The organism is Streptomyces sp. NPDC058678 (assembly GCF_042714835.1).
Classification (GTDB): domain Bacteria; phylum Actinomycetota; class Actinomycetes; order Streptomycetales; family Streptomycetaceae; genus Streptomyces.
In genome coordinates, this window is record NZ_JBHXSG010000017.1 from 59,711 (window position 1) to 81,500 (window position 21,790).

Annotated in this window: 14 protein-coding genes; 6 read left to right on the top strand and 8 right to left on the bottom strand. The window is 70.5% G+C overall.

Annotated elements, in window-relative coordinates; genetic code table 11:
- Positions 1-69 precede the first annotated feature (69 nt).
- The 5 genes from ACFWWR_RS17855 to ACFWWR_RS17875 all read right to left on the bottom strand — a co-directional run bounded on the left by ACFWWR_RS17855 (position 70) and on the right by ACFWWR_RS17875 (position 7,452).
- Positions 70-1,455, bottom strand: coding sequence for a nitrate/nitrite transporter (locus tag ACFWWR_RS17855; RefSeq protein WP_383859525.1), 1,386 nt, complete (start codon positions 1,453-1,455; stop codon positions 70-72).
- A 203-nt stretch (positions 1,456-1,658) separates the two neighbouring features.
- A complete protein-coding gene (locus tag ACFWWR_RS17860; protein WP_383859528.1) occupies positions 1,659-2,852 on the bottom strand; it encodes an acyltransferase in 1,194 nt (397 codons plus the stop codon).
- Positions 2,849-5,041 (bottom strand): glycosyltransferase, encoded by a 2,193-nt coding sequence (locus tag ACFWWR_RS17865; RefSeq protein ID WP_383859532.1) that lies wholly within the window; start codon positions 5,039-5,041, stop codon positions 2,849-2,851. The genes ACFWWR_RS17860 and ACFWWR_RS17865 overlap by 4 nt, the downstream gene beginning before the upstream one ends.
- A 150-nt stretch (positions 5,042-5,191) precedes the next feature.
- Positions 5,192-6,331 carry a hypothetical protein gene (locus ACFWWR_RS17870; protein ID WP_383859535.1) on the bottom strand — a complete coding sequence of 380 codons (1,140 nt, stop codon included), beginning with the start codon at positions 6,329-6,331 and terminating at the stop codon, positions 5,192-5,194.
- A 146-nt stretch (positions 6,332-6,477) separates the two neighbouring features.
- Entirely contained in the window at positions 6,478-7,452 is a 975-nt protein-coding gene (locus ACFWWR_RS17875) for a LysR family transcriptional regulator (protein ID WP_383859538.1), read from the bottom strand.
- A 117-nt stretch (positions 7,453-7,569) separates the two neighbouring features.
- Between ACFWWR_RS17875 and ACFWWR_RS17880 the strand changes: the two genes are divergently transcribed.
- The 6 genes from ACFWWR_RS17880 (at position 7,570) to ACFWWR_RS17905 (ending at position 15,499) form a co-directional block, all read left to right on the top strand.
- Positions 7,570-8,847, top strand: a complete 1,278-nt coding sequence (locus tag ACFWWR_RS17880; RefSeq protein ID WP_384304127.1) for an MFS transporter — start codon at positions 7,570-7,572, stop codon at positions 8,845-8,847.
- A 302-nt stretch (positions 8,848-9,149) separates the two neighbouring features.
- Positions 9,150-10,445, top strand: a complete 1,296-nt coding sequence (locus ACFWWR_RS17885) for an ABC transporter substrate-binding protein (protein ID WP_384304131.1) — start codon at positions 9,150-9,152, stop codon at positions 10,443-10,445.
- On the top strand, positions 10,442-11,410 hold the full coding sequence (locus tag ACFWWR_RS17890) for a carbohydrate ABC transporter permease (RefSeq protein WP_384304134.1): 969 nt from the start codon (positions 10,442-10,444) through the stop codon (positions 11,408-11,410). Before ACFWWR_RS17885 ends, ACFWWR_RS17890 begins: the two co-directional genes overlap by 4 nt.
- Positions 11,407-12,231: a carbohydrate ABC transporter permease gene (locus ACFWWR_RS17895; RefSeq protein ID WP_383859551.1), complete on the top strand. Its 825-nt coding sequence runs from the start codon at positions 11,407-11,409 to the stop codon at positions 12,229-12,231. Before ACFWWR_RS17890 ends, ACFWWR_RS17895 begins: the two co-directional genes overlap by 4 nt.
- Positions 12,232-12,242: 11 nt before the next feature.
- Positions 12,243-14,492 carry an alpha-xylosidase gene (gene yicI / locus ACFWWR_RS17900; RefSeq protein ID WP_383859554.1) on the top strand — a complete coding sequence of 750 codons (2,250 nt, stop codon included), beginning with the start codon at positions 12,243-12,245 and terminating at the stop codon, positions 14,490-14,492.
- Complete coding sequence (locus tag ACFWWR_RS17905) at positions 14,492-15,499, top strand: LacI family DNA-binding transcriptional regulator (protein WP_384304137.1); 1,008 nt, start codon at positions 14,492-14,494, stop codon at positions 15,497-15,499. The genes yicI and ACFWWR_RS17905 overlap by 1 nt, the downstream gene beginning before the upstream one ends.
- 21 nt (positions 15,500-15,520) lie before the next feature.
- Here the strand turns inward: ACFWWR_RS17905 and ACFWWR_RS17910 are convergent, their stop codons facing one another.
- The 3 genes from ACFWWR_RS17910 to ACFWWR_RS17920 form a co-directional block, all read right to left on the bottom strand.
- Positions 15,521-16,516 carry an alpha/beta hydrolase family esterase gene (locus tag ACFWWR_RS17910; protein ID WP_384304139.1) on the bottom strand — a complete coding sequence of 332 codons (996 nt, stop codon included), beginning with the start codon at positions 16,514-16,516 and terminating at the stop codon, positions 15,521-15,523.
- A 131-nt stretch (positions 16,517-16,647) separates the two neighbouring features.
- Positions 16,648-17,250 carry a contact-dependent growth inhibition system immunity protein gene (locus ACFWWR_RS17915; protein WP_383859563.1) on the bottom strand — a complete coding sequence of 201 codons (603 nt, stop codon included), beginning with the start codon at positions 17,248-17,250 and terminating at the stop codon, positions 16,648-16,650.
- A 14-nt stretch (positions 17,251-17,264) separates the two neighbouring features.
- Positions 17,265-21,635, bottom strand: a complete 4,371-nt coding sequence (locus ACFWWR_RS17920; RefSeq protein WP_384304214.1) for a ricin-type beta-trefoil lectin domain protein — start codon at positions 21,633-21,635, stop codon at positions 17,265-17,267.
- Positions 21,636-21,790 lie beyond the last annotated feature (155 nt).

Consider the following 21,790-nt stretch of genomic DNA (forward strand, 5'->3'; position numbering starts at 1 on the left):
CCGCATGCCGACCGAGCCTGTCAACGGCTCGTGACAGGCTCGGTTCGGCTTCATGTCGCTGGTGTTACGTCACACCTTCGCGTAGCTGAGCTCGGGCTTTGCCTCCGAGGTGGTCGTCGCGGCCTGGGTGCGGGCCGCCGAGCGGCGAAGGTATACGGCCCAGGTGACCACGAAGCAGGCTGCGTAGAAGGCCAGGAAGGCGACGAATGCGCCGGTGCCGGAGCCGTAGGAGAGGAAGGACTGCCGGAAGGCGAGGTTGATGCCCACGCCGCCGAGCGCGCCGACCGCTCCGATCAGGCCCATGGAGGCACCGGAGAGGCGACGCCCGTAGGCGGCGGCTGCTTCGCCCTCGAGCCCCTTGGCCAGCGCCTTCGCCTGGAAGATGCCGGGGATCATCTTGAACGTCGAGCCGTTGCCGAGGCCGGTGAGGACGAACAGCACCACGAACGCGACGGTGAACAGGGCCAGCGACTTCTCCATGCTGGCGGCGATGAGGACCGAGGTCGCCACGCCCATGCCGACGTAGTTGTACAGCGTGATCTTCGCGCCGCCGTACTTGTCGGCCAGCCACCCGCCCAGGGGGCGGATCAGGGAGCCGAGCAGCGGGCCGATGAAGGTGACGTACGCCGCCTCCAGCGGGGTCCGGCCGAACTGGTTGGTCAGCACCTGCCCGAAGGCGAAGCTGTATCCGATGAAGGAGCCGAAGGTGCCGATGTAGAGGAAGGACATGATCCAGGTGTGCGGGTCCCTCGCGGAGTCCTTGGCGGCGCCGGTGTCGTTCTTCACGGACGCGATGTTGTCCATGAAGAGCGCGGCGAGGACGGCGGCGATGACGATCAGCGGGATGTAGATGCCCAGCAGTACCCGGGGGCCGCCGCTCGCACCGATGATCGCGAGCGCCACCAGCTGGATGACCGGCACTCCGATGTTGCCGCCGCCCGCGTTCAGGCCGAGCGCCCAGCCCTTCTTACGAAGGGGGAAGAAGGCGTTGATGTTGGTCATCGAGGAGGCGAAGTTGCCGCCGCCGATACCCGCCAGCAGGCCGATCAGCAGGAGGGTGTTGAAGGAGGTCCCCGGTTCCATCACCGTGAACGCGGCGACGGTGGGGATGAGCAGGAGTGCGGCGGAGACGATGGTCCAGTTCCGGCCGCCGAAGATCGCGATGGCGAAGGTGTAGGGGACCCGGACGACGGCTCCGACCAGGGTCACCACCGAGGTGAGCAGGAACTTGTCCGCCGGCGTGAGCCCGTACTCCGGGCCCATGAAGAGCACCAGCACGGACCACATGGTCCAGATCGAGAACCCGATGTGCTCGGAGAGGACGGAGAAGAAGAGGTTGCGGCGGGCGACCTTCTCTCCGGTCTCCTTCCAGAAGGTCTCGTCCTCCGGATCCCACTGCTGGATCCAGCGGCCGCCCCTGCTGGGGGGTGCGGGGGCTGTGCTAGGGGCTGTCATGACGCCTCCACGGTGTACCGGGGCTCGGGTGGTTCGAGGGAGTGGCTGAGTCCCGACGGTAGGGAGGGCGCGTTTCCGGTCTGTGGCACTGGGTGACCGGAAGGGAACTTTGCTCTCACCAAGAGTGGAGGGGGGATGAGAGGTTTCGGAACCTCATGTGACCCGGTTCATATGTGAGCGAAAATGGGCAGGACGGAAGCCGGTCACCGGTGCTTGCCGCTACGGCCCCGCTCCGCCCCGTCCGGCCACAGCTGTGGCCGGCGTTTCGCCGCCACGTCCTCCACCCAGCCGAAGGCGAGCACACAGGCGCCGATGAGGAGCCAGGCGAGGGCCAGGACCGGCCAGGGACTCTCCAGGAGCCCGGAGTACTGCTCCGACAGGGTGTCGACGCTCCACAGGTGGTCCCAGAGGGTCGCGGCGATGAGGATGCACGTGTTGTGCCACAGGTAGATCGTCACCGCGCGGGAGTTGAGCAGGGTGATCGGTCGCGCCCAGCGCCGCAGTCCGCCCGGCCACTGGGACCAGGACGGACTGATGTGCAGGAGCAGCATCACCGTGGCGAAGGACCACAGGGACTGGGCGAAGGGGATGTCGTCGAGGTCGTGGCCCGTCTTGAAGCCGTGCGTCACGGCGTACCACAGGCCCAGGCAGGCGATGGCCGGCGCGACGGAGGGGACGACGTAGCGGGGAAGCCGCTGCAGGACGCCCTCCTGGCGGGCCATGCCGAGGATCCAGCAGGCGCCGAACGTGCTGAAGTCGGTCAGCGCCGAGGGGAACCGCTCGCCGGGCAGCGTGAGGAAGCCGAACTCGAAGGCCGCCGCCAGGACGATCGGCGACAGGATCGTCATCAGGGGCAGCGCGCGCAGGGCCTTCAGCAGGAAGGGGGACAGCACGACGAACCAGAGATAGGCGCGGATGTACCAGAGGGGTCCGGCCAGTTCCGCCGCCCAGTCCTCGCCCAGCACGCCGTGCACCCCGGACAGGCCCTCGGCGTACGGCGGGTCGCTCAGCGGCAGGATCCAGTAGGTGAGGTGGAGCCACCACCAGCCCGGGTGCCCCTCGTCGCTCGGCCCCCAGCCCTGCGCCAGCATGCCCGTCACGCCGATCGCGCCGAGCAGCCACAGCGGGGGCAGCAGGCGGCGCATCCGGCCGCGTACGACCTGGAGGGCGGGGCGGCTTCCCAGGGAGCGGGCCATGAGGTTGCCGGCGAGCGCGAACATCACGCCCATCGACGGGAACACGAGCGGGAGCCAGGCCCAGCCCATGAGGTGGTAGAGGACGACCCGGAAGAGGGCGAGGGCCCTCAGGAGGTCGAAGTAGCGGTCGCGGACGGGAGCCGCCCGCTCGGGGGCCTTGGGCTCGTCCCGCGTGACGGGCTGCACGGGTGCGGTACTCATCCCACCGGCCTCTTTTCCGTGACCTGCCGGCCCTGCGCGGGCACATTCGGCGGGGCCGACACCCCGCCCATGCGCCGCAGCTTCTGCCAGCGCAGCCGGCCGCCGGTGAGGGCGGTGATCCAGGACTGGAGCAGGACGACGTACATCAGCTGGCGGTAGAGGATCTGCTGCAACGGCAGCGAGATCAGCGGGGTCAGTCGCTCGCGGTCGAGGACGAAGGCGTAGGTCGCGCAGGCCAGCTGGATGGCCAGGACGCCGAACCAGGCCACGATCGTCTTCTCGGTGGGGCCGAAGACCAGGCCGTAGACGAGGAACACGTCGATCAGCGGGGCCAGCAGCGGGGCCAGGACCATGAACAGGGACACGAGCGGGAGCCCGACCCGGCCGAAGCGGCCCGAGGGGCCACGGTCGAAGACGGCACGGCGGTGCTTCCAGATCGCCTGCATGGTGCCGTACGACCACCGGTAGCGCTGGGACCACAGCTGCTGCACGGACTCCGGGGCCTCGGTCCAGGCGCGGGCGTTCTCGGCGTAGACCACCCGCCAGCCGTCGCGGTGGATGGCCATGGTGATGTCGGTGTCCTCGGCGAGCGTGTCGTCGCTCATGCCGCCGACCCGTTCCAGGGCCGTGCGGCGGAAGGCGCCGACCGCGCCCGGGATGGTGGGCATGCACTGCAGGACGTCGTACATACGGCGGTCCAGGTTGAAGCCCATCACGTACTCGATGTGCTGCCAGGCGCCGATCAGGGTGTCCTTGTTGCCGACCTTCGCGTTGCCGGCGACCGCGCCGACGCGGGGGTCGCCGAAGGGCTGGACGAGTTCTCGGACGGTGGACGGTTCGAAGACGGTGTCGCCGTCCATCATCACGACGAGGTCGTGCCGGGCGTTCGCCACACCCCGGTTGAGGGCGGCGGGCTTGCCCGCGTTGAGCTGACGGACCACGCGGACGCCCGGCAGGTTCAGGTTCTCCACGATGCGTGCCGTGCCGTCGCTGGAGCCGTCGTCGATGACGATGATCTCGACGGGGTGGTCGCTCTCCATCAGGGAGCGGACGGTGTTCTCGATGCACTTGGCCTCGTTGTACGCCGGGACCAGCACCGACACCGGTTCGGTGATCGGCGGCCCCCAGCGGAAGTCGCGGCGGCGCACCCGGCGGGCGTGGAGGACGGAGAGCAGCAGCATCAGGCCGAAGCGGGCGATGACCAGGAAGCCGATGACCGCGAGGCCGACCACCAGGACGGCCGTGATGTTGTCCGAGGCCTGCACCAGGAAGACCCAGGCCTTGCCCTTCCACAGGTCGACGCCGGTGGCCTCGGTGTGCGCGCTGGGGGCGTCGAGCGCCTCGGTGAGGTTGTCGAACGTGTAGCCCTTGGCCTTCATCTGCGGCAGGAACCGGTCCAGCGCCTCGACCGTCTGGTGGCGGTCGCCGCCGGAGTCGTGCATCAGGACGACCGCGCCCTTGCCGCCCTTGGGCGTGACGTTGCGGATGATCCGCGCGGCGCCCGGCTTGCGCCAGTCCTCGCTGTCGACGCTGGTGACGACGGTGATGTAGCCGCGGCTGCCGATGTACTGGGTCACCGGCCAGGACCTGTTGTCCATGGACGCGGCGTACGAGGAGTAGGGCGGCCGGAAGAGCGAGGTGCGGATGCCGGCGGCACCGGTGATCGCGAGCTGGTTCTGGGACAGCTCCCAGTCGATGCGCTTCTTCGACTGGAGGGAGAGGTCGGGGTGGTTGAAGGTGTGCAGACCGATCTCGTGGCCCTCGGCCACGATGCGCCTGACCAGGTCCGGGTAGCGCGAGGTCATGGTGCCGGTGACGAAGAAGACGGCGTGCGCCTGGTGCTTCTTGAGCACGTCGAGGACCTTGGGGGTCCAGATCGGGTCCGGGCCGTCGTCGAAGGTGAGGACCATGTGGTGGTCGGGCACCTTGAGGCTGGTGGTGCGTTGGCTGCGGGTGTCGATGACGGGGCCGCCGTCGATGATCCCCTCGGGCACCTGGTCGGCGGAGGCCTCGGCCTGGATGCGGTGGTCCGCGAGGATCTCGCTGTGCACGTAGCCGCGCAGCATCAGCATCGCCATCAGCGCGGCGAGGAACAGCACGGGCAGCAGCAGGCGCATGGGCAGGCGGCGACGCCGGGAGCCGTTGGCGGCTCCGGTCGCGGCCCCGGGACGGCGGGTGCGGGTTGCCATCAGAGGTTGTGCTCCGGGGACGGGGATGCCATCGGGTGGATGTGCATCAGAAGGAGGTGCATCAGAAGGAGGTGCACACGAGCGGGGCGTGCACCGGGAGACGGGGCGTGCCGAGAGGCCCTCGCGAAGAGAACGTCCCGGCGCCGCCCCTCAGACGGTCTGCGCCGACGGCGACGGCGACGGTGCGGGCCCGGTGTCGTTCGGCTCCGTGGCGATCGGAGTGGGATCGCTGGGTCCGTCGGCCACCGTGCCGGTGCCGGGTCCGCCGGTGTCGCCGGGGCCCGTGGTCTCGGTCGGGGTGGCCGTGGGGCCGGGGTCCGTCGGTGTCGGGTCGGGCGGCGGGGTGGTGACCGGCGGGTCCGTCGTCGGCGTCGAGTTGGGCTTGGTCGGCTTGGTGCCCGGGCCCGGGACGGTGGCCGTCGGGCTCGGCGAGGCGTCGGCGGACGCGCCGGGCTTGCCGGGGCTCGTGCCGGCGCCGGGTGCGGTGGCACTGGCGCCCGGGGCCGGGGCCGTGCCGTTGCCGGCCGTCGGAGTGGGACCCGGCGAGACGCCGGCCGTACCGGAGGGCGGCGCCGACTCGGCGGGCAGCGGCGAGGTGTCGATTTTGCCGGCCGGCTGGGCCTCCTGCTGGCCCGGCACGGGCAGCCAGGGCGCGTTGGAGTTGCCGGACAGCAGTGTGGCGACGATGACGACGGCGTAGACCGCGCAGGCCGTGCCGGCGGCGATGCCGATACGGCGGTACCGGCGGCTGCGGCGCCCCGACTCGTCGACGAACACGGGCCCGTCGGAGCCGTCCTGGCCGGCGGCCGGAGCTGCGTCGGGCTTGCCGCCCTTGGCCTGCCGTACCAGCAGGTCCTCCAACTGCTGCCCGATGCCGTCGAGTTGGACGGTCACCTCGTGCGGATCGTTGGCGGGGTCACTGCCGTCGCCAGACCCTTGGCCTGAACCTGACGCGCCGGTCTCCTCCCAGGGGTCCCGGACGGCGGTGGTCCGGGCGGCGGCCTCCGGACGGCTCCAGGTCTCGGGCGTCGACGGCGGGGCGTCGGTTCCGTCGGTCCCGAGGGCGTCCGCGAGCGACCTTCCGGCTCTGCCGGGTTTCGCGGTCGCGTCGGCTTCGACGGGGGCGCGGTCGGCCCCGCCCGGGATTCCGGTTCGTCTCGGGAATCCGGCTCCGATGGTCTCCGGGAACGCCTGAGCGCTTTCCCCCGCAACCGAGAGCTCTTCGGTCGATGTGACCTCGGGCCATTCCGGTTGGGCGTCTTCCCGCCACTTCTTCACGTGCACGCACATCCCCCCACGGGACAGTTCCGGGTGCGCGTACGACTCGAGCACCCGTCGTCGGAACCGAGCCCCCACCCGGTCCGAGCGCCCCCTTTATCACACTGTGCTCAGGCCAAGAATGTAGCGCACAAGGAGGTTCTGTGCTTGCCAGGTGCTCAATTGTTGACACTCATCAGGTGCACGTCAGTGGCTGGAATCCATCCCCCCACAGGTCGGCGCAGCCATCCCTGCTCGACAGAGAGTTCGACCACAGCCCGGCGCAGTGCGTCGAATCCCGGGTGTACCAGCCCCTTCCGCCACACCAGCGACACGGGTGACAAAGGAACGGGATCGACCAAGGGACGCAAAACAGTCACCGGCATGGCCGGAAAATCCACCACAACGAGGATCGGGTTCCGCGTCTTCGCCATGATCCGCTGGAACTCCTCGTCCCCGACGGCGAGGGGCGCGGGCGGCGCGACCTCGATGCCGCGCCCCGCGAACAGCCGGCGCGCGAGGTCCGTCCACTCCGGCGTACGCGGGTTGCCGGCACCGGCGTACACGCACTCACCCGCGAGCGCGTCGAGCGGCACCTCCTCCAGCGCCGCCAGCGGGTGGTCCTCGGGCAGGAGGACCGCCATGGGCTCGTAGCGCACGGGCTGGTGGTCCAGGCCCGACCGCAGCGCCGGGTCGAGGCCGGCGAACCGCCCGAAGGAGGCGTCCAGCCGTCCCGCGAGCAGCTCGACCGCGGCATGGGTCAGGCCGCTCTCGTAGCGGGCCATCAGCTCCAGCTCGGGGGCGAGTTCCCGGGCCCGGTGCAGGACCCGGCGGCCGGTGGCCAGACCCGGCGAGTTCAGGTCCACGAGCAGGGGCCGGGCCTGCCCGAAGGCGGCGAGCAGCTCGTCCTGCGCCTGGAGCGCCCGGCGGGCGTACGGCACCAGCCGCTCGCCGTCGGCCGTCAGGGTCACCTGCCGGGTGGTCCGGACGAACAACTCGGCGCCGAGGTCCCGCTCCAGGCGCCGCACGTCCCGGCTGAGCGCCTGCTGGGCGACGTAGAGCCGGGCCGCGGCGCGTGTGAAGTGCAGCTCCTCGGCGACGGCGAGGAAGGCGCGGAGAAGACGGGGGTCGAGGTGATGGCCGGTGGCGGGCATTGCGGGAACTTACAACGGGGGCGCGTCAATCGGTACGGCCCATTCACAACAGGGGTGCGTCAATGGGTGCGGAGAAGGTGTTGGACCCCTTGATCGGCCGCGGGCGACGGTGGACCCATGCCGCGACCGACCCCAAGGAACACCCCCCTCTTCACCGTCACCGCCGACACCCTCGTCGCCGTCGACTTCAGCCCCCGTACGACCGAACACCCCGGCCCCTACCGCCGCCTGTTCACCGTCCCCGGCACCCGCGCCTTCACCGTCGGGAACCTGCTGGCCCGCGTCCCGATGGGCATGTTCGGTGTGAGCGCGGTCGTCATGATCGCCGGTGCGCGGGGCTCGTACGCCCTCGCCGGAGCCGTCGTCGCGACCGGCCTCGCGGCGACCGCGGTGGTCGCCCCGTGGACCGCGCGGCTCGTCGACCGGTACGGACAGGCGCGGATCGCCGTGCCCGCCACCCTGCTCGCCGCCCTGGGCTCGCTCTCACTGCTGCTGTGCGTACGGCACGGAGCCCCCGCCTGGACCCTCTTCGCCTCCTACGCCGCCACCGCCACGACCCCCAACCTCGGCGGCATGTCCCGCGCCCGCTGGGCCCACCTGCTGAAGGACGACCACGAGGCGCTGCACACCGCGAACTCCTTCGAACAGGCCGTGGACGAGCTGTGCTTCATGCTGGGCCCGGTGCTCGCGGCCTTCCTGTGCGGGACGTTCTTCCCGGAGGCGGGCACGCTCGCGGGCGTGGTGCTGCTGGTGACGGGCATGCTGCTGTTCGCCGCGCAGCGCGCCACGGAACCCCCGGTGACGCGGCGGGCGCCGACGAGGGCCACGGCCCTGTTCCGCGCGCCCGGCATGCCCCGGCTGCTGTCCGTGTGTCTCGCCATGGGCGTGGTGTTCGGGGCGATGGAGGTCGTCACCATCGCCTACGCGGACGCACAGGGACACCGCTCGGCGGCCGGCGCGGTGCTCGCCCTCCAGGCGGCCGGTTCGTGCGCGGCGGGCCTGCTGTACGGGGCGGTGAAGCCGGCCGGACCCGCGGCGAACCGCTACCCGTGGTGCGTCGCCGCCATGACCGCGCTGCTCACGCTGCCGTTGCTCGCCGCCGCTCTGACCGGGTCACTCCTCGCCCTGGCGGGCGCGCTGCTGGTCGCCGGGATGGCGACGGCCCCGACGATGATCACCGGCATGACCCTGGTCCAGGAACGCACGCCGGAGGGCCGTATCAACGAGGGCATGACCCTCGCGGTGACCGGCCTGCTCGGCGGGATCGCCGCCGGCAGCGCCCTCGGCGGCCGGCTGGCGGAACACGCCTCGCCCCCGGCGGGGTTCGGGGTGCCGGTCGCAGCGGCGGCTGTGGCCCTCATGATCTCCCTCACCGTCCCGGCGAGGAACGACTGACGCCGGTTGCTGTGAGCCCCTGAACACACGAGACGTTCCCCGCCCGAGGCTCGGATACGGCCGACGCGCCGCCGTGGAAGACCGGGAACCTCTGACGCCCCTCCCCGCCCACCCCCCAGGAACACCTGAGGCGTTCGACCGTTCGAACCCGAGCCGCAATTCCGGCGCGACCCATTGACGCCCCCACAGCCCGCACATACCTTCGCCCGTCGAAGCGCTTCGACGTCACGCATCGAACCGATTCGACGGACCCTGCGTGACGCCCGGGACCCAGCCGACTCCGACCCCCCTGGAGAAACTGGATGTTGACGGCACGAAGGCGTGTGACGGCCCTGGCCGCGGCGGCTCTGAGCGGGGCCCTGCTCCTGACCTCCTGCGGAGGATCGGACAGTGGCTCCTCCGACGGAAAGACGCTCAAGCTCTGGCACTACGAGGCCCCGAACAGCGCGATGGGCCAGGCCTGGGCGGAGGCGGTCAAGGAGTTCGAGGCCAAGCACCCGGGCGTGAAGGTGAAGTACGAGGAGAAAAGCTTCGCCCAGATGCAGAAGACCGCGCAGATGGTCCTCAACTCCTCCGACGCGCCCGACCTCATGGAGTACAACAAGGGCAACGCGACGGCGGGCCTGCTCTCCCGGCAGGGGCTCCTCACGGACCTCACCGCCGAGGCGACGAAGCGCGGCTGGGACAAGAAGATCGGCGCGGGCGTCCGTACCACCAGCCTCTACGACACGAGCGGCGTGATGGGCTCCGGCAAGTGGTACGGCGTGCCCAACTACGCCGAGTACACGATGGTCTTCTTCAACAAGGACCTCTTCGCCGAGCACGGGATCGCCGAGCCGAAGACGTTCGACGAACTGACCGCCGCGATGGACAAGTTCGCCGCCGCCGGCATCACCCCCCTCGCCAACGGCGGCGCCGAGTACCCGGCCCACCAGTACCTCTACCAGCTGGCGCTGTCGAAGGCGGACCGCGCCTGGGTCGACGCGTTCGAGCTGTACAAGGGCAAGGTCGACTTCCACGACGCCGCCTGGACCTACGCCGCCGAGACCTTCGCCGACTGGGTGAGGAAGGGCTACGTCAGCAAGTCGTCCACCGGCGCGAACGCCGAGCAGACCGGCGTCTCCTTCCTCCAGGGCAAGTCCCCGATCCTGTTCTCCGGCAGCTGGTGGTACGGCCGCTTCCAGGACGAGGCGAAGTTCGACTGGGGCACCTTCCTGTGGCCCGGCTCGAACCTCACTCTCGGCTCCGGCGGCAACCTCTGGGTCGTCCCCAAGGGCGCCGATAACAAGGACCTCGCCTACGACTTCATCGACATCACCATGTCGAAGAAGATCCAGAACCTGCTCGGCAACAAGGGCGGCGTCCCGGTCGCGGCGGACGCGAGCGCCATCACCGACCCCAAGTCCAAGACCCTCATCGGCAACTTCAACACCCTCTCCCAGCGCGACGGCCTCGCCTTCTACCCCGACTGGCCGATCGCCGGCTTCTACGACGTCCTCGTCTCCGAGACGCAGAAGCTGATGACGGGCAGCGCGAAAGCGGACGACTACCTGGACGCGTTGCAGAAGGCGTACGACAAGGACGCGCCGAAGCAATGACGGTCACCGTCGAACGCGGCGCGCGGGTGACCGGCAAGCAGGACCGCACCCGCCACCCGCGCCGGCGTCCCCGCGACTCGTACGCCCTGTTCCTGCTCCCGGGCGTCCTCGCCTTCCTGGCCGTCATCGTCGTCCCGTTCCTGATGAACACGGGCGTGAGCTTCACCGACTGGGAGGGTGTGGGCGCCCCCGACTGGACCGGGCTCGCCAACTACCGGGAGCTGCTGGACGACTCCGAGTTCTGGGCGTCCTTCCGGCACAGCCTGTTCATGGTCGTCGCGATGGCGGCCGCCCCGACGATGATCGGGCTCGTCCTCGCCGCCGCCCTGTTCGACTACGTCGGCAAGCACTTCGGCAGCAGGATCACGGCGGTCCTCCGCGCCTGTTTCTACCTCCCCCAGGTGCTGCCGATCGCGGTCGCCGGCATCGTCTGGAGCTGGATCCTCGCGCCGGACAACGGCACCCTCAACGAAGTCCTCGCGTCCGTGGGCCTGTCGTCCTGGCAGCAGGACTGGCTCGGCGACCCCGACCTCGCCCTCTACAGCGTCATGGGCGTGATGGTCTGGGTCCAGCTCGGCTTCCCGCTGGTCGTCTTCATGGCGGGCCTGCAACGCGTCGACCCCCAGCTGTACGAGGCGGCCGAGCTGGACGGCGCCGGCTGGTGGCGCCGCTTCTGGCACATCACGCTGCCGCAGATCCGCCCGGAGATCTACGTCGTCCTCACCTGGTGCTCGATCGCCGCGCTCAAGGTCTTCGGCGCGGTGTACGTCCTGACGAAGGGCGGCCCGGGCGGGGCGACCAACGTGCCCTCCTACTTCTCCTTCACCACGTTCTTCGAGAAGACCCAGGTCGGCTACGGCGCCGCGATCTCCACCGTGCTGACCGTGATCATCCTGGCGCTCTCCCTGATCGGCCTCAAGCTCCAGACCCGCGCCGAGGACGCCGCGGAAGGGACCCGCGCATGACGACCGCCCTCCGCCGCTACCCGGTGCTCGTGGCCCTGTGCATCGCGGCCCTCTTCATGGTCGTGCCGTTCGCGATCGTCGCGATCAACGCGTTCAAGTCCCCCGCCGAGTACGCCCAGAACGGACCCCTCAGTCTTCCCGAGGGCCTCTACCTCGACGGCATCGAGGACTTCTGGGAACGCGTCGACTTCGGCCGGAAGCTGGTCAACTCGGTGCTGATCAGCGGCGCCGTGGCCGTGCTGGCGGTCGTCCTGTCGGTCCTCAACGCGTACGCGATCGGCATCGGCCGTATCAAGGGCCGTACCTGGGTCCTGGCCTTCTTCGTCCTCGCGAACATGCTGCCGCAGGAGGCGCTGGTCTACCCGATCTACTACCTGAGCAAGGAGGCCGGTCTCTACGACACCAGGCTCAGCGTGATCATCGTGTTCACGGTGATCCAGGCGGCCTTCGGCACGTATCTGCTCTCCTCGGTGCTCGGTCAGTTCCCCCGCGAGATCATCGAGGCCGCCCGCATCGACGGTGCGAACAAGTGGCAGGTGCTGTGGCGGATCGTCGTCCCCGTCAGCCGCCCCACCATCGGCGTCCTCCTGGTCTTCTTCTTCATCTGGACCTGGAACGAGTTCCTGCTCCCCCTGGTCATGCTGATCTCCAACGACAACCAGACCGTGTCGGTGGCCCTCGGCGTCCTCCAGGGCCAACGCCTGATGGACGCCACCATGACCAACGCGGCCGCCCTCCTCGGCGTCCTGCCCGCCCTCGTCTTCTTCCTCGTCTTCCAGCGAACCCTCACCCGCGGCATCGCCGTCGGTGCCGTGAAGTAAGGAACCCCCACATGAAGTTCACCGACGGCTACTGGCTGCTGCGCGAGGGCGTCGTCGCGGACCATCCCGCCGAGGTCCTCGACGTCACCGCGGCGGACGGCGTCCTGGAGATCCACGCGCCGTCCCGGCCCATCCGCAGCCGCGGCGACCTGATGACGGGACCGGTCATGACGATCAGCGCACACTCCCCCATGCCGGACGTCATCGGCGTCACCTTCACCCACTTCCGGGGCGAGCGGCCGGACGCGCCCGAATTCGAGCTGGCGAAACAGGAGTGCGGTGCGCAGACGTCGTACGACGACGAGCACGCGACCCTGACCTCCGGCGCCCTGTCGGTCAGGTTCGCCCGCTCCGGCCCCTGGCAGGTCGACTTCCTCGCCCACGGCAGGGTCCTCACCAGCAGCGGCACCAAGAGCATGGGCATCATGCGGGACGGATCCGGCGCCCACTACCTGCGCGAACAGCTGCGCCTCGGCGTCGGCACGTCCGTGTACGGCCTGGGTGAGCGGTTCGGCCCGCTGGTGAAGAACGGCCAGGTCGTCGACATCTGGAACGCCGACGGCGGCACCACCACCGAGCAGGCCTACAAGAACGTGCCGCTCTACCTCACCGACGCCGGTTACGGCGTCTTCGTCGACCACCCCGGAAAGGTCTCCTTCGAGGTCGGCTCGGAGGCGGTGTCGAGGGTCCAGTTCAGCGCGGAGACCCAGGAGCTGACGTACTACGTCATCCACGGGCCGACCCCGAAGGACATCCTCCGCAAGTACACGGCCCTCACCGGCCGCCCGGCCCTCCCGCCCGCCTGGTCGTTCGGCCTGTGGCTGTCGACGTCCTTCACGACGTCGTACGACGAGGAGACCGTGACCTCCTTCATCGAGGGCATGCGGGAACGCGAACTCCCCCTCTCCGTCTTCCACTTCGACTGCTTCTGGATGCGCGAGCACAACTGGTGCGACTTCCGGTGGGACCCCCGGGTGTTCCCGGACCCGGAGGGCATGCTGGCCCGGCTGAGGGAGCGGGGTCTGCGGGTGTCCGTGTGGATCAACCCGTACATCGCCCAGCGCTCCCCGCTGTTCGCGGAGGGCAAGGCGCTCGGACATCTCCTCAAGCGGCCGGACGGAAGCGTCTGGCAGTGGGACCACTGGCAGCCGGGCATGGCGTTCGTGGACTTCACCAGCCCGGCGGCCCGCGAGTGGTACGCGTCCAAGCTGGAAGGGCTGCTCGCCCAGGGCGTCGACTGCTTCAAGACCGACTTCGGCGAGCGGGTACCCCTCGACGTGGCCTGGTCCGACGGCTCCGACCCGGAGCGGATGCACAACTACTACACGTACCTCTACAACCGCACGGTCTTCGACGTGCTGCGCAAGCACCGGGGCGAGGAGGAGGCGGTCGTCTTCGCCCGCTCGGCGACGGCCGGGAGCCAGAAGTTCCCCGTCCACTGGGGCGGCGACTGCGAGGCGACCTACGAGTCGATGGCCGAGTCCCTGCGCGGCGGCCTCTCGCTGGGAATGTCCGGCTTCGGCTTCTGGAGCCACGACATCGGCGGCTTCGAAGGCACGCCGACCCCGGCGCTCTTCAAACGGTGGCTGGCCTTCGGGCTGCTGTCCTCCCACAGCCGCCTGCACGGCAGCTCCTCGTACCGCGTGCCGTGGCTGTTCGACGACGAGTCGGTCGACGTGCTGCGGCACTTCACCGGGCTGAAGCTGCGGCTCATGCCGTATCTGTACGAGGCCGCGCGCGTCGCCCACACCGAGGGTGTGCCGGTGATGCGGGCGATGGTCCTGGAGTTCCCGGACGATCCGGGGTGCGCGCATCTGGAACGGCAGTACATGCTCGGCCCCGACCTGCTGGTCGCGCCGGTGTTCTCCGACGAGGGGGACGTCTCCTACTACGTCCCCGAGGGCACCTGGACCCACTTCGTGACCGGGGAGACGGTGACGGGGCCGCGCTGGGTGCGCGAGCGCCACGACTTCTCGAGCGTGCCGCTCCTCGTGCGGCCCGGCGCGGTGATCCCGGTGGGCGCGGTGGCCGACCGGCCCGACTACGACCACGCCGACGGGGTCACCCTGCGGGCGTACGGCCTGGAGCGGGGCGCCCAGGTGACGGTACGGGTCGGGGACGTGACCTTCACCGTCGTACGCGAAGGGGACCTGCTGCGGGCGTCGTGCAGTGATCCCGCCGCGCCCTGGGGGCTTGCCGTGGGCGAGCGCGAGGTGCGGGCGCGGGCCGGGACCGGGTTCCTCACGGTGGAGTGGGCCTGATGGTGAAGATCACGGACGTGGCGCGGCAGGCCGGGGTCTCCCCCAGCACGGTCTCCTACGCCCTCAGCGGCAAGCGGCCCATCTCCGACGAGACCAAGCGCCGGGTGGAGGAGGCCATCCGCGAGCTGGGCTACCGCCCGCACGCGGGTGCCCGGGCGCTGGCCAGCAGCAGGTCGAACGTGCTGGCGCTGGTGGTGCCGCTGCGGGCCGGCATCCACGTCCCGGTGGTCATGCAGTTCGCGGTGTCGGTCGTGACCACGGCCCGCCGGTACGACCACGACGTCCTGCTGCTCACCCAGGAGGAGGGCGAGGACGGCCTGCGCCGGGTGGCCGACACGGCGTTGGTGGACGCGCTGATCCTCATGGACGTACAGCTGCACGACCCCCGGCTGCCGCTGCTGCGGACCCTGGAACGGCCGTCGGTGATGATCGGCTTCCCCGCCTCCTCCGAGGGCCTGACCTGCATCGACCTCGACTTCAAAGCCGCCGGGGAGGCGTGCGTGGAGCATCTGGCCGGGCTGGGACATCGGGTGGTGGCCCTGGTCGGGTCGCCGCCGGAGGTGTACGTCCGTCAGACCGCGTTCGCCCAGCGCGTGGTCCAGGGCTTCACCGCCGCCGCCGACCGGTACGGCCTCGCCTCCTCCGTCCACCCCTGCGAGGCCGCGTCCGGAGCCGCCCGCACGGTCGCCGAGCAACTCCTGCGCGAACAGCCCGCGTTGACGGGTGTCGTCGTCCACAACGAGCCCTTGCTTGAGCCGCTGATCGACGCCTTCGAGCAGCTCGGCCTGCGCGTCCCCGGCGACCTCTCCGTCACCGCCATCTGCCCCGACGAACTCGCCGAGTCGGTGCGCGTTCCGGTGACCTCCGTCGCCCTGCCGTCCGCCGAGGTCGGCGAGCGGGCGGTGGAGCTCCTGATGGAGAAGCTGGGCGGCACGGCCGTACCGGAGGCCACGCTGCTGCCGCCGCGGCTCACGGAACGGGCGAGCACGGGACGGCGTACGGCGTGACCTGCGAGGAGGTCCTGCGAGTCAGCCGAGACCCCAGGCCCGTCCGAGCCGGTACGCGGCGCACAGGTTCACGTCGAGGACGTGGGCCCCGGCGCTCCCGCACTGCTCGCTCCCGCTGCCCGGATCGACGGGCTGCCCGTGCCCCATGCCCGTGATGCCGTAGGTCTCCACGACGGCCTTTCCGCCCGCGTCCCGGAAGACCCGGTGCGGATACCCGGCGACCGTGTCGCTCAGGTCGGCCGCCTGGTCGGTCCCGTGCACCTCGGTCCACTGCTCGACCAGGTCCGTCATGTTGACGGGCTTCACGGTGTAGTCGGCCGTCCCCTGGAAGGCGATCAGCGTGGGCCGGGGGCCGGCGTACCCGGGCCGCGCGGCGCGCACACGATCACCCCACTGCCCCGCGGTCTGGGTGGCGCCGACGTACATGCAGACGTACGGCGACCCGGCGGCCTGCGCGCACCCGTACGGCAGCCCGGCGACGATCCCACCACCGGCGAACTTCTCCGGGTACGCCGCCATCATCACGGCCGTCATACCGCCCCCGGCGGACAGCCCGGTGACATAGACGCGCGAGGCGTCGCCGGTGACGTCGGCGAGCTGCCGGTCGGCCATCTGCGCGATGGACGCGGCCTCGCCCTGCCCGCGCTGCATGTCCCCGCTCTGGAACCAGTCGAAGCAGGAGGAGGCGTTGTTGGCGGTCTGCTGCTGCGGCAGCACGAGGGAGAAGCCCCAGCGGTCGGCGAGCTGGATCCACCCGCTGCCGGTGCCGTAGCCGGAGGCGTTCTGGGTGCACCCGTGCAGCGCGACGACGACGGGCCGGCCGGCGGGCAGCCCGTCGGGCACGTACCGGAACATGCGCAGAGCACCGGGGTTGGCGCCGAACCCGGTCACCTCCTGGAGGGAGGCGGCCTCGGCCCGGCCCGGCGTGAGGAAGGCGGCGAGAAGGGCGGCCACGAGGGTCGCGAGGAGGAGAGGGCGGCGGTCTGCGGCTCGGGGGCGTGTCCTGGTGTGTGTCATGGAGAGGGACCGTAGAAGCGTGAACTGCCCCTCGATATGGGGTGGCACACCACAAAGGGACGGGACACGCATGGGGGCCCGCACTCGGGTGAGTGCGGGCCCCTTTCACGCGTTCCGTGGCCGGAGAGCCGCTAGGGCTCCTCGACCAGGTACCGGACGCCGTCCACCACGTACTCGCCGTAGTGGAGAGCCGATCCGATGGTCTCCATCCTCTTGTACTGATCGGGGGACAGTGCCGCGCCGCGGGCGTTGGTCGTGGCCCTCAGCAGCACCCGGAACGCCAGGTCCGGAGTGCAGCGGTGAGCGCACTCGACGAGCGCCTCACGCACCTCGGCGTCCAGGAACGACGCCTGCCCGATCTCGGCGACGACCGCGTCCCGGTGAGCCGAACCGTCCTCGGTGTCGGCTCCGGTCAGCGGGCGTACGTCCGCCTTCGCGGACAGCCGGGCGTCGCACAGGGCGATGACCGTCCGCGTCCACTCGGATCCGGTGATCCGCTCGAAGCTAGGCAGATACTCCGCTCCGGCCGTCCACAGCACCTCGAGCGTCTCCGAGGGAAGGTGGTCGACGAGCGTCCGGGCGTCGCGGCGGACGGCCAGGACCTCCTCGTCGGCCTCCTTGGGGAAGTGGTGCGCGACGACCTCGGCCGCCGTGTCCCCTTCGTAGCTCCAGTCCTGGTGGAAGAAGCCCATCACCCACGAGACGCCGAAGTCGAACTCGGTGAAGCGCTGCACTGTCCGTCACCTCCTTACTTCGGGTAGCAGGTCTGCACGTAGTAGCCGGCCTTGTGCTTCACCGGCGATCTCACGATCTTGATGAAGAACTGGTTGGTGGAAGCTTTCTTGTCCCCGTTCCTCCAGTACACCGTGCCCAGGGGGGAGTCCTTTGGCCCGTGGGTGCCCGACCAGGACAGCTCGTTCGTCTCGTTCTTCCGGAGCCAGTTGCTGATCTTCTTGGCAGAGTCATTCAGCGCGGCGTCGACCACCTCCTGTGCCTTCGCCTGGTTCTCCCACACGCTGTTCGGCGTCTCTTGGCCGCGGGCGATCGTCTTCGCTTCGGCCAACTCCTTCGCCTTTTCCGCGTCCGGGCGCACATGGTCTCTGAGGGTGTGCGCCTGGTCGCGGAACACCGACTCGTCACCCGCGAGGTCGTTGCAGTTGTGGACCAGGACCGGGGTGCTGCCCGCCACGGCGTAGAACGTGTGCAGACCGGACACGGTCAGGTCGTACACGGTCCGGGGCTTGGACTCGTTCCGGTCGCGCAGCGCGGCCACGGTACGCAGGGCACCGTCCGGCACGCGCAGCCGGTCGCCGGTGCGCAGGTCCGAGGCGAGGGTCCAGCCGCGGTCGACGACGAAGAGCTGGTGACCCGGTGTGCTCGTGAGCCGGCCCCCGTCCGCCAGGGTGATCTCCAGCAGATCGGCGGCGGGGTGGGAGAACGTACGCGTGACCGGCTCGCCCCGCGTGGTTCCGGCGTCGGGGTCGGTGGCCAGCAGCAGGTCACCCAGGCGCACCTCCCGGATCGGCTTGCGGCTGCCGTCGGCCAGGACCACTTCGGTGCCGCCGGGGAAGCTGTTGATCCGGCAGGCCGTCCGCGTCTCCTCGAACGCGTCCACCGTCCGCTCGATGTCGGCGAGGGTGTCCGGGTCGACGTCCAGCTTCCTCAGCGCCTTCAGCGCGTCGGCAACACCGTCCCCGCGGCGCATGGCGGCGTTCAGGGCCCGGATCGCGTCGGCGATCAGGCCGTAGGCCTTGCCCGGGATGAAGTTGGACGCTGCCCAGGCACAGTCGCCGTAGCTGCCCCCGTCATCGGCGCTGGTGATCTTGTGGTAGCAACCGGTGAAGTCGCTGATGAGTGCCTCGAAGAGGCCCGTCCACAGTTGCTTGGTCGCGTCCCAGGACGACAGCTTGACCGTCTTGGACAGGCCCGGGAACGTCTTCGTGGTGAGGAAGAACGTGTCCTCGGCGGGGCAGCCGGACTCGGTGGCGGGCACGTCCGGGTTGGCGCACAGGTAGTAGCTGACGACCGCGTCGAACGTGACCTTGTAGACCAGGTCGCACGGAAGGCGCGAGCAGTCGTCGGGCAGACGCTGCGGGTCCCCCTTCTGCTTGAGGTCGTCGATGACGGAGAAGACCCCGCCGACCCCGGTTCCCGCACCCGTCTGGACCTGCTTGTTCGCGTCCTCGCGGCCGGCCTGGTCGGCCGCCGCTTGCGCCGAGTCCGCGTACTTCTTCGCGTCCTTCGCCGCCTCCTCGGCCGCGGTGGCCTCGACGTCGGCACGGTCGGCCGCCGCGCGGGCGTCCTTCGCCGCCTGCTCGGCCTCGGATGCCGCCGTGCGGGCGGCCTCCGCGTCCAGGGCCGCCTGGTCGGCGGAGGCGCGGGCGTCGGCCGCGTAGCCCTCGGCCCGGCCTGCCGCCTTGTCGGCGGCGGCCGCGTCCTCGGTGGCCTGGCGGTTGTACTCGATGGTGCGGGCCAGCGACTTCTGCGCGTCCGCCGCGTACTTGGCCGCCTCGGCGGCGTAACCCAGCGCCTCCTTGGCCGACTTGCGGGCGTCGGCCGCGAATCCGGCGGCCTCGGCGGCCAGCGTGTAGGCGGCCTTGGCGTCACCGGTCGCCGCGTTCGCGAGGCTCTGTGCCTGCGTGGCGTTCTTCTGGGCGTTGGCGGCGTGCGCCTCGGCCACGGCCTGCTGCTGCTCGGCGATCGTCTTCGACGACTGCCCGGTCAGGACGACGAGTCCGGCGGCGGAGTCGGTGGTGACGTACGGGGAGCCGAGCTGGATCGCGTCGTTCGCGGGAGCGGCGACCTGCTGCGCCGAGTTGCCGGCGTCCTGCGCCGCCTGGGCGGTGGTGTACGCGTGACCGGCGGCGTCCGCCGCTCCCGCGACCGCCTTGACGGCCTCGGCCTTGGACGCGTCGGCCTGCTTCTTCGCGTCGGCCGCGGCCCGGGACTCCTTGGCGTCGGCGTCCGACGCGTGGGCCTCGGCGTAGGCGTCCTTGGCGTTGGCCTTGGCGCGGGCGGCGTTCGACTTGCTCTCGGCGTCCCACGCGTCGTCGCGCTTGCCCTTCGCCCGGTCCCGGGCGGCCTCGGCGTCCTGGCGCTTGGTCCGGGCGGTGGACTCGGCGGTCTCCGCCCGGCCCTTGGCCTCGGTGGCGGTCTTCGCGTAGCCCTGGGCGTTCTCCTTGTGCTGGGCGGCCTCGGCCTGCTTCTGCGCGGCGGTCGCCTTCTCCGCCTTCGCCGTGGCCTCCTCCGCCTCCGCCGCGAGCCGCTCGGCGTGCGCGGTGGCGGCCGCGGACTTCGCGTCCGCCTCGGCCTTCAGCGTCTCGGCGAGCTTGAGCTTGGCGGTGTCACGGGCGGTCTTGGCGGTCTGTGCCTGTACGGCGGCCGCGTCGGCGGCGGCCTTCGCCTGCGCCCTGGCCTCGTTGGCGGCGGCCGTGCGGAACGCCGCCTTGGACGCGGCGGCCTGCGTCAGCGCGCGGGCGGCGATGGTGGCGCTGTCCCCGACCGAGGCTCGGGTGGCCGCGTACGCGGTGTCACCGGCCTTCGACAACGCCTCCAGCGCGGCCGACGACGCCTTGGTGACCTGTGCCTTCTGCTGTCCGACGAGCAGACCACGACCCCGGGGAGCACCGGCCTTGTCGGCGACCGCGTAGGCGGCCTGCGTGGCGGTGTCCGTGGTGGTGGCGGCCGTCTTCGCGGCCGTGGCCTGGGCCTTGAGCAGGTCGAGCTGCTTCTTCGACGCGGCCTGGGCGTCCGTGACGCCCTTCTTCGCCTTGTCGAACTGGGCCTTCGTCGGGTAGTCGATGTCGTCGGTGCCGTTGTGACCGGCCGGCGTGATGTCGAACTTCTGCGGGTCGGTGCCCTTGCAGTCCCACATCCGCGTGTCACGGCCGTTGACGTAGGTCGCGAGGTCCAGGCAGTTGCCGGTGCCCGGGTTGTACAGGCGCGTGGTCGCGTGGGTGGTGTACTCCCACTTCTGGGCGGCGGAGTCGTTGCACGTCCAGATCTGCAGCGTCGTGCCGTTCGCGGTGCCGGAGCTCTTGATGTCCAGGCACTTGCCGGAGTTGACGTTGACCAGCGCGCCGCCGCGGATCGACCACTTCTGGCCCGCGCTGCCGTTGCAGGTGTAGATCTGCACGGGCAAGCCGTTGGTCTTGCCGGAGGCGCCCACTTCGAGGCACTTGTCGGCGGCGCCGTGCGCGTGGATGGCCATGGGGCTGTCGCCGATCCAGCCGGGTCCGCCGGCGGACCAGTAGTCCTGCCAGCGGGCCAGCCGGTCGGCGATCCACGAGTGGCCCAGCATCTCGCCCAGCGCCTTGGAGCCGGTCGCGAGGGCCTTGGTGGCGCCGACGTTGGCGGTGAGGATCTGGTTGCGCTGGGTGGCCTGCGAGGAGATCTCCTGCTGCCACTCGGCGGAGGCGTCGGCGACCTCCTTGCCGAGAACCTTGTTCGGGTCGACCGGCCCGCGCCAGGCGCAGGAGGCGAACCGGGTCTTCAGGTCCTCGACGGCGATGCGGTGTTCGACGCTGCCCGGCTCGGGCGCGGTGCGCGGGAAGCCGCCGGAGCCCAGGAAGACACGGGCGTTGTCCGCGCCCGTGGGCTCCAGGGACCAGTTCACCAGGCCGTCCCAGGCCTGGTGTTCGGCGCGCGCCCGCTGCCACTCCTGACCGGGGAGCGACGGGTCGGGGTCGTTGCCGTAGAGCGGGGTGCCGAGGTCCTTGACCGCCTTGAGGGTGGCCTCGTCGGCGAGCGGGGTCGGGTCCTCGTAGAAGTCCTCCTCGCTCTTCCAGAACCGGTCCCAGATCCACTTGCTCAGACCGGTCTGCTCGAAGAAGCCCGGGCCCGTCCCGGTGGTGCCCGGCGGCCAGTGGAACCCGGTCACGGTGAACCCGGCCGGGGTGCTCAGTCCGTCGAGCGGCTTCTTCCAGACCTCCGTGTAGGCGTCGAGCGCTTCCCCCTCCTTGCTGGCGGTGGCCCGGTCCGCCTCGAAGGCCTTCGCCAGCGGGGTGTCGGTCCAGCGCTCACGGTTGGCCGCGGTGTGCAACTTGTCCGGGGTCTGGTTGAGCGCGTCCTGCGCGGTCCTGAACATGCCCGGACCGCCCATGCGCAGCACGTCGGCCATCAGGCACTGGTCCTGGCGGAGCTGCTCGGCGGCCTTGGTGTCGAAGCCGTCGTAACTGTCGGCCACCGGGCTGGCGTCGAGGGTCCGGTCGTCGATCGCATCCGGCTGCCCCGCGACGGTGGTCAGCACGGCGAGCGCGAGTACCGACGGAACAA